Source organism: Aminicella lysinilytica (genome assembly GCF_004362975.1).
GTDB lineage: Bacteria > Bacillota > Clostridia > Peptostreptococcales > Anaerovoracaceae > Aminicella > Aminicella lysinilytica.
The window spans coordinates 1-11,726 of record NZ_SNXO01000002.1 but is presented as its reverse complement, the minus strand read 5'-3'; the positions used below and the strand labels follow the sequence as shown (position 1 = coordinate 11,726).

The following is an 11,726-nucleotide window of genomic DNA, read 5'->3' as shown; positions in this document are numbered from 1 at the left end:
TCACCTTCAAAACTATAACTATATTATTGCGTCAAACTCCGCATAAGTCTGCGTCCAATGTACATCCAGAAGATATTTGGCTAACGCCTCACCGTCCTTCTTCTTAAACAATTCAAGTATCTTACGGTGCTCTTCATTGGTGGTCAGAAGTATCTCCTTGGTTCTGCCCTTTTCATCATCCACATAACTTTTCTTTAAAAGCTTGCTTTTCATCTTTTCAATAGTATCGATAAGGGTCTCATTTCCACATTCCTGCAGATAAATATTATGAAATGCTATCTGCTGTATATGATACATTTCAAAATTCGAAGCCTTGATTGCAAGATCCATGCTTTCAATATAGAAATCCATATTAGCGAGATCCTTATCAGTCAGATTGTTTACAGCCAACTTAGCGGCATATCCGTCTAAAACTCCAATAACGCTATAAAGTTCTGCCACCTCCTTTTCTGAAAGGGCTTTTACAACAAAACCTTTCCTGGCCATGTTTTTCAAAACACCTTCTGAAGATAGCTGTATCAGCGCTTCGCGCACAGGCGTCCTGCTTATGCTGAGTTTCTCGCATATAACGCTCTCATTGATTTTCTGTTCAGGGGCAAGTTTTCCTTCCAGTATCTGTTCTGCTATATAGTCGTACACATGATCCTTCAAGGACTTAAATTTCTCCATATATATATCCTCCGCATTTCTAACGACTAATTATAGCATAAACTAAATATAAAGCAACCGAAACAAAATAATAAAGTTGTTGACAAATATTATATATTGTATATAATATATCTATAAGTTGAAAACTACATTTTTTCTAGGAGGAAACATTATGAAAAAGTTTAATCATTGCATCGTAAGAAAGCCTTGCAAGGCTGTATGCGACGGAATTACTTCCGCACCTGAACTTGGTAAACCTGATTACGAGCTTGCTCTTAAGCAGCATGCTACATATATTGAAGCTCTGAAAAAGTGCGGCGTAGACGTACTGGTACTGGAAGCTGATGAAAGATATCCGGATTCATGTTTCGTAGAGGATCCAGCTATCGTAACCAAAAACTGCGCTATCATCACTAACCCTGGCGCCGCTTCAAGAAACGGCGAAAAGGCAGAGATCGTAGATGCTATCAAGAAGTTCTACAAGGACGAAGACATCGAGCATATCGTTGCCCCTGGAACTCTTGAAGGCGGAGACGTTATGATGGTCGGAGACCACTTCTATGTTGGAAGATCAGCAAGAACCAACGAAGAAGGCATCAAGCAGCTGACAGCTATTCTTGAGAAGCATGGAATGACATGCTCAGAAGTACCTCTTGAGAAGGTTCTTCACCTGAAGACTGGCGTAAACTATCTCGAGAATAACAACATGCTGGTTGCTGGCGAATTCGTAACCAAACCTGACTTTGCTAAATATAACAAAGTTGAGATCCCAGAGAGCGAATCTTATGCAGCTAACTGCATCTGGATGAACGGCACAGTAATCGTTCCTGAAGGATACCCGGCAGTTCTCGCAGCTGTCAAGGGGCTCGGCTATGATACAATGACAGTAGACACATCAGAATTCAGAAAGATCGACGGCGGACTAAGCTGCCTGTCCCTGAGATTCTAATAACCCTATTCACCGGTTTATTAAAGGGCCATCGCTAAAGCGGTGGTTCTTTTAATATCAGAAATATGTGCAATATCAAAACCAAAACCCAAGCAACTTTCAATTAAAGCGGCCGCCCCTATTTAGGCCTTACCGACAGTCTCTCGATCAGCCCGTCCTCCGTCGTCCTTCTGATATTAGCAATAGCCATAACCAGGAATCCGTTATAACTTGCGACAAACTTAGCCTGAGACTCACTTAAGATCTCAGCCTCAGAAATCGAGTGCTTGCCGAAAGTAAATTTGTTCCTGTAAAACATGCCTATGGCCTCTTTGCCATATACGTGATACTCAAGCTGATTCGCTCCATTAGGACAATGATCCATTATAGTGCCGTCCTTGGCAAATAATTCAGCCAATGCAGTGTAATCTTTCTCCTGCATAGCTTTTACATATTTTTCTATCAATGTCATCATAAACCTCCCTAATATACTTTCTCAGAATTGAGAAGAGCATCAGTTCCACCGTCAAAGAACATTACATTTCCATTTACGCCCATAGCTTCCGGCGAAGTAAGGAAGGCGAACACTCCTGCTATCTGCTCAGGAGGCATCAGAGATTCCTTGCCATACATAGTAGGAATAGGAAGAGCATTCAGAGCCTCTCTCGCTGATCCCTGAAGTGCCTTAGTCATTGGCGTCTGAATATTTCCGGGAGCTACAGCATTGACTCTGACTCCTCTTGCTGCCCATGAAGATGAAACCCTTCTTACCCAACGAGCAAGAGCATACTTGGTTGCTACATAGATACTGTTTCCTACATATACATCCTTGGCGTCTAATTTCTTTACGATCTCGCAGATCATCTTTTCATCGCCTATATTATTCAGAAGGTCTGCGATGTCCCTGCGTCCGGCACCCTGGGAGATAGTATTTGAAGAAGTAATGATACAGCATCCCTTCTTCTTCTCCAATAAACCTTCAACGCCTCTGGCGAGTCTTACCGAGCCAAAATAGTTCAGCGAAATTATCAGCGGAAGATTTCCGCTTGCGCCTGAAACTCCTGCATTGCAGATCAGTCCATCCAATCCATCCGGACACATTTTATATAATTCGTCGATAGCTATTCTCTGCCCTCCTCAGAAGCCAGATTCACGCTGAGATCGCCTCCTTGGAGGTCGATATTGATTACTTCATCACCACGTTCTTTCAGCAGATCCACAGTCTTACTGCCGATACCGCCGGAACCACCGGTTATTGCAAATACACCCATTTATTTTCTCCTTACTCTATAACTAAAGTTCTTTTTTTAATTGGGTATCAGTATATACGCGGAAAATCAATAATTCAAGGGCTTCTTTGAAAGTAGATTTTTTAATTTAATTTGAATAATTATTTAACAAAACCCCCCATCTTTAATTAAAAATGAGGTTTTTCGACAGATTAGATTTATTTTTTCTAACAAATAGTTGTATTGCATTGTATTTTCAACGATGCAAGTCTGTTAAAACCTGTGTTAATTTTTCTGATATAGGCCTATTTATCCGTATATTTCTTATACAACCACTCAAAGGCCGGCAAACTTGCCTCTGCCACTTCACTCGGTACGCAATACGATATCCTCACCCAGCCCGGTCCATAGAACGCTGTTCCCGGAGCCATTAGTATCTTCTCTTCCTTTGCCACCTGGCAGAACCGGAAGTCGTCATCCTCCAAAGCTTTCATAAACAAATAGAAGGCTCCGTCGGGATGTATGCAGGTGTAGCCGATCTTCGTCAGACCATCGTACAAAATATCCCTGGTTTTTTTATATATGCTGATGTCCACCTTCTCGCCGGCGCACTTGAGCATGATTTTCTGCTGCAGCGAAGGCGCGTTCACATAACCAAGATAGCGTATGGATGCGGTGATCCCTGCAAGGAGATCTTTGTAATCCTCAACGTCAGGCTGCATGGCAAGCCAGCCGATACGCTCGCCCGGCAGGGACAAAGCCTTGCTGTACGAGTATACGACTATGGTGTTGCGATAGTAGTCAGGTATCCACGGCACTTCAATATCGTAAGCCAAAGCTCTGTATGGCTCGTCTGAAACCAGATAGATCGGATGACCGTATTCCTTTTCCTTGCGCTTCAATATGTCCGTAACTTTTATGATGGAGTCCTCGGTGTATACTGCTCCCGTTGGGTTATTTGGGGTGTTTATGAGTACAAAACGAGTCCTTTCGGACAGGGCTGCCTCAAAGGTCTCCGGGTCCGGCTGCAGTGTTTCCATGTTGCACTGAGCAGGCACCAGTTTTCCGTAAACTGTCCCGACATAACTCTTATACTCCCAGAAATATGGCGCGAAGGTAACCGCCTCATCGTCCATATCCAGAAGCGTATGGCATATCTCAACTATGGCAGCTGCCGCCCCCGTAGTCATCACTACTCCCTCGGTTGTGTACTTGCCGCCGTATTCCTTATTCAATACATCTGCAATATGGCTCCTGACATCAGGATGTCCCACATTGGCCGGATATCCGTGAAGTTCCTTAGCCGGAACAGTGTCCAGCATTTCATGGAAGGTCTCGTTTACAATGGCCGGTGGAGCAACGCTTGGATTTCCAATGGTAAAATTGAAAATATTTTCAGCGCCGTATATATCGGCCATCTTCTTTCCCTCTTCAAATATATCGCGGATGGATATTGCCTCATCCAGTGATTTTCTCAATCTTTTCGCTATCATGATCTGTATCCTTTCTCTGACTAATAGATTCAATGCTATTATAACATAACTTTTCAATTATGAATCAAAATTATGGTCTTGACACTGCCCAAGTGCTGTGTTAACCTTGTTACCAAGATAGAGGTCGCGGAAACGACATCGCTGCATGAGCCGGCAGGCTATGAGGGCAGTTGACAGCAATTCCGCCGAACTTTGACGGCAGGCGTGTCGCCATAGTGGGACTACGGAGAATATCCGTAGGACTGTCTTCAGGCAAAGGAAGTTATATGCCTGAAGGGGTGCTGTCGGAGTATTTGATAACTTAGCGCGCGTTTTATCGAAGAATTCCAACAGCAGGCTCTACGGAGCCTGTTTTTTTAATATCGCTATCTTAGTTAATGCATTTAGAAAATGAAAGGTTGGAAAATAAAATGAATTTAAGAGGATTAAAAGGATCTATAGTAGCTCTGGTCACGCCCTTCGATGAAAACGGCGACCCGGATTTCAATCAGCTGGGTGATCTTATAGACTGGCACATTGCCAACGGAACGGATGGCATAGTCACCCTGGGCACCACAGGAGAAAGCGCAACTATGCTTCAGGAGGAAGACGATGAGGTCTGCAGGTTCACTGTAGAACGTGTCGCGGGCAGGATTCCTGTCATAGCCGGCAGCGGTTCCAACTGTACGCAGGCTATGCTTGAGCGCAGTCTTTCCTTTGAGGCTATGGGCGTTGACGGGCTGCTGCTCATCTCACCATATTACAACAAAACAAACGACGAGGGCATGTACATGCATTTCAAGACTATTGCAGACGCTGTACACATTCCCTGCCTTATCTACAACGTGCCCGGCCGCACCGGGTGCAACATCTCTGAAAGCGTAGTGGCTCGTCTGAGCCGGCACCCTATGATCTACGGCATCAAAGAAGCCTCCGGCGACATGAGTTACGCCATGAAGATCGCCAGGTACCTTTCCGACGACTTCGTCATGTTCTCAGGAAACGATGATATCACCATTCCTATTCTGTCCATCGGCGGCAGCGGAGTCATATCCGTCCTGGCCAACATCATGCCACACGAGACCCATGAAATGGTCATGAACTATCTGAACGGTCACACTGCCGAAGCGGCCGCCAGCCAGTTACGGTATCTGGAGCTGATCAACGATCTCTTCCTGGAAGTGAACCCTATCCCCGTAAAAACTGCTTTAGGCCTTATGAACAAGTGCGGCGACAATCTGCGCATGCCTTTGTACAATATGAGTTACGGTGCCAAAGACGCGCTGTCAGCCACAATGAGAAAGGCTGGCCTCATATGAATATAGTGTTGATAGGTACAGGCCGTATGGGCCGGATCGTCCGTGAGCAGGCCGAGGCCCACGGGCACAAAATAATACTTACAGTGGATCGCGGCTCCGCCGGTGCTCTTGCCGGCAAGCCGGCCGCCGATGCCGTCATAGACTTTTCCGGACCCGGGGCACTGCCTCAGGTCCTGGACTACCTCAGACAAACAGGCACCGCTTATGTCTGCGGAACCACCGGATATTCTGATGATGAAACATCTTTAATCCGAGAAATCGCAAAGTTCTCACCAGTACTATACAGCGGCAACTTTTCCCTTGGCGTTGCTGTAGTGAAGCGTATGCTGGAAACATATTCGCCCTTCCTCACAGAGGCGGGCTGCGACTGCGAGATCGTCGAAACTCATCATAAGTCCAAGAAAGACGCACCCAGCGGCACAGCCAGACTACTGAGGGCCGCCATCAGTTCCGATGAAAATGTCGGCATCCATTCCCTGCGAGGCGGAACAGTATGCGGCATACATCAGGTGAACTTTTTCGGTCAGGACGAAACCGTGACCCTGACCCATGAAGCAACCAGCAGAGCCATCTTTGCCAAAGGCGCACTGACTGCAGCCTGCAGCCTGGCCCACCGAAAAGCCGGCTGGTATTCTTTTGAAGAGATAATATTTGGAGGTAATGACAATGAATGCTCAGGAACTGATCAACTACATAAGCAGCTCAGATAAGAAAACGCCGGTGAAGGCTTATATAAATTCAGACAAACTGCCGGATTTCCCCGGATGCAAAGTATTCGGCAACGGCGCGACTTCGGCCATCGTATTCGGTGACTGGAAGGAAATGGAACCTGTTCTTAATGCTAATGCCGATCATATTCAGGATCTGGTGCTGGAAAACGACAGAAGGAACAGTGGCGTCCCAATGCTTGACTATAAAAAAATAAACGCCCGCATAGAACCGGGCGCAATTATACGTGAACATGTGGAAATCGGTGACAACGCCGTAATAATGATGGGAGCCATCATAAATATCGGGGCCGTCATCGGAATGGGGTCCATGATAGACATGGGCGCAGTCCTCGGCGGCCGAGCCACTGTAGGAAAGAACTGTCATATTGCAGCAGGAGCAGTACTGGCCGGCGTCATAGAGCCTGCCAGCGCGACCCCTGTCGTCGTTGAAGACAATGTGATTGTCGGCGCCAACGCCGTCATCCTGGAAGGCGTCAGAGTCGGCAGGGATTCCGTAGTCGCCGCCGGAGCTATCGTCGTAGATGATGTGCCCGCCGGCACAGTAGTAGCAGGCGTTCCGGCTCGCGTCATAAAGGACAAGATAAATGTAGCCTCATCGAAGACGGAACTGATCGAGGCTCTTCGTAGATTATAAAGAGCTAATATATCAGCCTGTTTCTGATATTTTCAAAGGCCTCCACAGACACATTCCTGGCCTTGGCTCCTGACGTGGCCAAAGGCGCAATGAATCCTATGACTACAGTAGTGACGCCCTTCTTATGCTTGAAGTACCCTGCTGTCTCGTAGACGCTTTCAACATTTCTGGTCTTGACGAAAACTGTAGTCTTGTTGAACCCGCCAGATGAAATAGAAATGTTGTTTCCATTTCCATATATAGATGTGTTATAGTGCTGCATCATGGCTCCTGCAAATGCCATTGCAAGAATTGCCAGCCCCATGATCCAGAATTGGCTGGCAGCCGGGAAGAAATACGGCAATACTATCAGTCCTGCCAGTACTATCAGAGATAATAATACTGACCAGCTGTAGAGGAAATAGTACCAGCTGCGGCCCAAAGGCTTCTCCCTCTCCCCTGCCTCTGCCATTTCCGGCAGGATCCCGGCCATAGTCCGTCTCAGTTCTGCGGACTTTATCAGAGGAATAAGAATGGGATCCTCGCTGGTATCCTCATCAGAAGAATCACCGCCGTAACCTATGGCATAGCAGTGGAGTGTTCCCGTCTTCATACACCTCATGAGTATAGATTGTTCGTAATAAAATCCGCTTATTCTGCTCTTATGTATGGTGTAACTTTTCCTGGTCAGTAGCCCATATCTTATACGTATAGTGTCTCCGCTGTCTGATATATGAAAACCGTAGTACTTGATTACGGCGCCAATAGAACCTGCCGCAATGGACAAGAGGAATATACCGGCTATCAGTATGACTGCTACCCATATAAGTCCCAGACTGTTGACGATCCTGGTGCCCTGATGCTCCAGGCCTGCCTCCGACACAGTAACTATCCCTGCGAGGAATGAGGATCCTCCGCAGACTATAGCGATCAGCTGCAGAAGAAATTTCCCTTTATCTTTGATGGCCCCCATAAGAGCCAGATCACCCATGCTGAAGTAATATTCGCCGGCCTTGCCTTCCAGTTTTTCATCGCCGTCGGACTCCAGATTGAAACCGTCAAGACCCGCCTTGCCCGGCTGAAGCAACTCTTTTAACTTTGTTGCATCCTCCTTGCCGAAGCTCATGGATATCTTAGTCACATCTCCGGACATGTTTCCGGCGTTGTCGATTTTCACCTTGTATGCGCCCAGCATCTGATGGAATACACCCTGTGAAAAGTCGATCGTGGTAATAGTAGCAACAGGTATTTCCATATGCTTTTTGAAAAGCCAGCCGGACCTGACCGTCAGTTTCTGGTCGTCAACAGAAATATATGTGGTAAGGTAACTGACCAGTCTGATGAAAGGCATTGCAAAAATAATGACATCGTAGGCCAGATTGCTGGTAAATATGCTCATATCACCTTTGAAAAGAGCTATTATCAAGGCAATAAACAGAAGCACGAAGTCATTGATATTCTCGAATATATAGATGGGATGGCCGCGTTTAGGTCCGAAAGACATTACAGCACCCCTTTCTCAGCCACCCTGCTGTAAAGCCTGGTCTTCAGGTTATCGCTTATCTCGTCGGCCACTTCCTTAGTCAGTCCCTCGATTTCAAAGGTACCGCTGGCCAGGACCATTTCCACCTTGAACAGACCCAGTTTTCTGTTGACAGGGCCCTGCTTCACGGTTATATTCTGTATCCTTATGATTGGAATTATGCTTTTCCTGACGAAAAATATGCCGTGGCGTATTACGACCTTATCTTCTGTGACCATATATCCCCACTGCATATACTCCAGTTTTGGCATGATAATAACGGCTATGACGAAGTAGACCACAGCCAGGGCCAAGGCTGCCAGCACAGCTATTCTTCCCGTGGAGTCCCCTTTTCCTTCCCACATGGCGAAGAAATCTCCGTTCCATTTCTTGGATATGGTAATAGCGAAGGCTGCCACAACTATGGCCGTAACAATAACAAACCCTATCAGTTCTCCTATTCTCCAGCCGGTGATGGCTTTCTTGTCTGGCTTTTTGAATTCTTCCACCTGCGGATCTCCTCTCTTAATCAAACAAAACTGCCGCTGCGGGTTACAGCGCCTGCGGCGGCATTAAATGCATTTATTTACTTGCTCAGCCAATCAGCTATTTCGCCGATCGATTTCATATATTCAGGCTTCTCCTTACATTCGCCGAGACCGTTGATGCCTCCGCAAACAAGAGACCTGGATTCAGCGACTCCTATTGTATCCATGCAATGAACTGTTTCCTCAGCATACTTATCATATGCCCCTGATCCATCGCCACAGGTGCAGATAAGAGCTGTCTTCCTGTTGCTCTTAGAAGCGTTAGTCATAGACGGTTTTCCCGGATCGAAGAAGCAGTACATACGGTCTATGAACATCTTGGCCTGAGCGCTGACCTGACCGAAATAAATCGGTGTGTTGAGAACCACAGCATCACTCTCATCTATTCTGGAAATCAGCGCGCCGATGTCGTCCTTCTGAACGCAGCCGGCCTTGTCCCTGCCCTTGCAGGCATCACAGCCGTGGCACGGATTAACTGTTTTCTCTCTGATCTTGAAAACCTCTACATCAGCATTCTTGATCTCTGCACAGAGCTTATCTGTTACAACATCTGAATTGCCGCCTTTACGAGGGCTGGCATCTACAATAATTATTTTCTTCATTGTTTTAACCTCCAAATCTAGTTTCAATTATATCACTATAAATGGAGTAGTGCTACCATTAATATCCGCCCGGTCCACCGTGCCCGCCGCCTGACTGTGCCGAGTCATTAGGATTGTCGAAGGATATATCCAAAGCGTCTGCAACGGCGGCCCTGATTCCATTGCTGCTGAATGTGGCTCCTGAGACCGTATCTACTTCTACATCCTGAGAATCCTTGATCTCAGATATTATCACATCCACACATCTGTCGAAATATTCCTGGTCGTCCACATAAGATGTCACGGTTATAGCTGTAATATTGCCGTTCTTCACAGTAACTTTTACCTCTGTTGTCCCGCGGAATCCGCTGCCGCTGCCTGTGTACGTACCGTCTTTATACTTCCCCGTATCTGTGCTTTCGTTGGCATCGGACACCAGACCCGAAGACTTGTCATATGTAGTAGTCGTAGTCGCGTAGGCCTTGGACAAAACATTGCCTCCGAAGTATCCGCCGGCCATTACTGCCAGACAAAGTACAGCCACCGCCGCCGCCGGGATCTTGCGCGGGAATTTTTGTACCCGGGCGTTTCCCCTCGGACAGGCATCGACGCAGGCCATGCAGTTGACGCATTCCCCTGTGCATACCTTTTCCATTTTTGTCAGTTCCAGAGCCATAGGGCAGGCTTTGGTGCACTGCCTGCATGAGCCGCAGCCTTCCGTCGGCTTTTCGATCTTGGTGAGCCTGCATTTAGCCAGGATCGTGAGCCCTGCGCCCAGTGGACAGAAGTATCTGCAGAAGACTCTCGGCATCATCATAGACGCTATGAAGATGAGCGCCAGCAAAAGTCCGCCGATTGAGATCATATATGAAATGCCCGGCCATGTACCTATCTTAGCGTACATGCCGAAGACTGTCCACGGGTCGGAAGCGCTTGGTATCTCAACCGCTGCCAGGATCCATACCAGTACGACTATAGCTGCAAGTATTACGTATTTCAGCCATCTCAAGGCCCGATCAATAGTTTCCGGCACCTTGATTTCCGGCATATGGAGTTTCCTGCCCAGGAAATACGCCAGATCTCCCATGGACCCGAATGAACAAAGGAAACCGCAGAATATCCTGCCTGCGAAGACGGTTATCAGGGCTACGGTGGCCACTGTCATTACCTGAAAACTGTATTCTCGGAAAGTGAAACTGCCGCTCATAAGCGCTGTCACTATGGACTTCATTCCCACAAACGTATCTATAAACAACCCGGGCATTGCCAGGAAAGCTGCGATCTGTATCACACGCCGCAGGATGGTCAATGTCTTTATCTTTTTCATTTGATTTATCCTCCGATAATTTCATACACATTACCTGATTACTGATTAGAATATACCCTGCTAAGATGAAATTAACGTGAAAATTACCGGTGCGCTATATGTTGATTGTCTGAATACTCCAATCATTGTATTCCGATACATTTGGTGCTATACTTGGTTTATGAAATGGAGGTATTTTCTATGTTAAATGAAAAGGTAAAAGATCTTTTGAACGATCAGATCAACAAAGAGTTATACTCCGCATATCTGTATATGCAGTTTGCAAATTACTATGAAGAAAAGGGATTGTCCGGTTTCGCTAACTGGTACAATATCCAGGTCCAGGAGGAAAAGGATCACGCTATGCTGATGCGTCAGTATATGCAGATGCACGGCGACGCCATCGTCCTGGAAGCTATAGCAAAACCTGACGCAGTGCTGAAGGAGCCTATGGATGCTCTTAAGGCCGGCTTTGCTCACGAGCAGTACGTTACAGGTCTTATCAATAACATCTACAGCGCAGCTTACGATGTCAAAGATTTCGGAACCATGCAGTTCCTGGACTGGTTCGTCAAAGAGCAGGTGGAAGAGGAAAACAACGCAAGCACTCTCATCCAGAAGATGGAACTATTCGGCGGAGACCCTAAGGGCCTTTATATGCTGGATCAGGAATGTGCTGCCAGAGTTTATACTGCGCCGTCACTGGTTCTCGGCTAAGCCGATTTCATATGACCAATCGAGTAGGGGCTAACAGTAGCCCCTCTCACACCACCCAGCATGCCGTTCGGCACTGGGCGGTTCAATTCATATAATAATCTAAACAACTGAC

Annotated in this window: 14 protein-coding genes and 1 riboswitch; of the genes, 5 read left to right on the top strand and 9 right to left on the bottom strand. The window is 46.7% G+C overall.

Translation table 11 applies throughout. The features are described from left to right. Nucleotides 1-18: 18 nt before the first annotated feature. Nucleotides 19-669: a GntR family transcriptional regulator gene (locus EV211_RS00520; protein WP_133527478.1), complete on the bottom strand. Its 651-nt coding sequence runs from the start codon at nucleotides 667-669 to the stop codon at nucleotides 19-21. 151 nt (nucleotides 670-820) lie between these two features. Between EV211_RS00520 and EV211_RS00515 the strand changes: the two genes are divergently transcribed. Beyond that, nucleotides 821-1,597 carry a dimethylarginine dimethylaminohydrolase family protein gene (locus EV211_RS00515; protein ID WP_133527477.1) on the top strand — a complete coding sequence of 259 codons (777 nt, stop codon included), beginning with the start codon at nucleotides 821-823 and terminating at the stop codon, nucleotides 1,595-1,597. 118 nt (nucleotides 1,598-1,715) lie between these two features. Here EV211_RS00515 and EV211_RS00510 read toward each other — a convergent pair whose 3' ends face one another. From EV211_RS00510 to EV211_RS00500, 4 genes are all read right to left on the bottom strand, one after another. After that, entirely contained in the window at nucleotides 1,716-2,051 is a 336-nt protein-coding gene (locus EV211_RS00510) for a Cif family virulence factor (RefSeq protein ID WP_243108520.1), read from the bottom strand. A gap of 8 nt (nucleotides 2,052-2,059) precedes the next feature. Beyond that, complete coding sequence (locus EV211_RS00505) at nucleotides 2,060-2,677, bottom strand: SDR family oxidoreductase (RefSeq protein WP_243108519.1); 618 nt, start codon at nucleotides 2,675-2,677, stop codon at nucleotides 2,060-2,062. A gap of 20 nt (nucleotides 2,678-2,697) precedes the next feature. Continuing rightward, the gene (locus tag EV211_RS10840; RefSeq protein ID WP_243108518.1) at nucleotides 2,698-2,847 is read right to left on the bottom strand and encodes a hypothetical protein; all 150 of its coding nucleotides are present in this window, start codon (nucleotides 2,845-2,847) and stop codon (nucleotides 2,698-2,700) included. 263 nt (nucleotides 2,848-3,110) lie between these two features. After that, nucleotides 3,111-4,298, bottom strand: a complete 1,188-nt coding sequence (locus EV211_RS00500; RefSeq protein ID WP_133527476.1) for a pyridoxal phosphate-dependent aminotransferase — start codon at nucleotides 4,296-4,298, stop codon at nucleotides 3,111-3,113. Between the two features lie 110 nt (nucleotides 4,299-4,408). After that, a riboswitch (Lysine riboswitch) is annotated at nucleotides 4,409-4,590 on the top strand. 118 nt (nucleotides 4,591-4,708) lie between these two features. Here EV211_RS00500 and dapA point away from each other — a divergent pair. Genes dapA through dapD form a run of 3 tightly spaced genes read left to right on the top strand, consistent with a single transcriptional unit; the run spans nucleotide 4,709 to nucleotide 6,961 of the window. Beyond that, the gene (gene dapA, locus EV211_RS00495; protein ID WP_133527475.1) at nucleotides 4,709-5,596 is read left to right on the top strand and encodes a 4-hydroxy-tetrahydrodipicolinate synthase; all 888 of its coding nucleotides are present in this window, start codon (nucleotides 4,709-4,711) and stop codon (nucleotides 5,594-5,596) included. After that, entirely contained in the window at nucleotides 5,593-6,306 is a 714-nt protein-coding gene (locus tag EV211_RS00490) for a 4-hydroxy-tetrahydrodipicolinate reductase (protein WP_133527474.1), read from the top strand. The genes dapA and EV211_RS00490 overlap by 4 nt, the downstream gene beginning before the upstream one ends. Next, nucleotides 6,263-6,961, top strand: coding sequence for a 2,3,4,5-tetrahydropyridine-2,6-dicarboxylate N-acetyltransferase (dapD, locus tag EV211_RS00485; RefSeq protein WP_133527473.1), 699 nt, complete (start codon nucleotides 6,263-6,265; stop codon nucleotides 6,959-6,961). Before EV211_RS00490 ends, dapD begins: the two co-directional genes overlap by 44 nt. Before the next feature lie 4 nt (nucleotides 6,962-6,965). Here dapD and EV211_RS00480 read toward each other — a convergent pair whose 3' ends face one another. From EV211_RS00480 to EV211_RS00465, 4 genes are all read right to left on the bottom strand, one after another. Continuing rightward, nucleotides 6,966-8,444 carry a PH domain-containing protein gene (locus tag EV211_RS00480; RefSeq protein WP_133527472.1) on the bottom strand — a complete coding sequence of 493 codons (1,479 nt, stop codon included), beginning with the start codon at nucleotides 8,442-8,444 and terminating at the stop codon, nucleotides 6,966-6,968. Further along, on the bottom strand, nucleotides 8,444-8,971 hold the full coding sequence (locus EV211_RS00475; protein WP_133527471.1) for a PH domain-containing protein: 528 nt from the start codon (nucleotides 8,969-8,971) through the stop codon (nucleotides 8,444-8,446). Before EV211_RS00475 ends, EV211_RS00480 begins: the two co-directional genes overlap by 1 nt. Before the next feature lie 77 nt (nucleotides 8,972-9,048). After that, a complete protein-coding gene (locus tag EV211_RS00470) occupies nucleotides 9,049-9,612 on the bottom strand; it encodes a flavodoxin family protein (RefSeq protein WP_133527470.1) in 564 nt (187 codons plus the stop codon). Between the two features lie 58 nt (nucleotides 9,613-9,670). Continuing rightward, entirely contained in the window at nucleotides 9,671-10,918 is a 1,248-nt protein-coding gene (locus EV211_RS00465; RefSeq protein ID WP_133527469.1) for an FMN-binding protein, read from the bottom strand. A gap of 180 nt (nucleotides 10,919-11,098) precedes the next feature. Here EV211_RS00465 and EV211_RS00460 point away from each other — a divergent pair, with 180 nt between their 5' ends. Then, nucleotides 11,099-11,614 (top strand): ferritin, encoded by a 516-nt coding sequence (locus EV211_RS00460; RefSeq protein WP_133527468.1) that lies wholly within the window; start codon nucleotides 11,099-11,101, stop codon nucleotides 11,612-11,614. Nucleotides 11,615-11,726 lie beyond the last annotated feature (112 nt).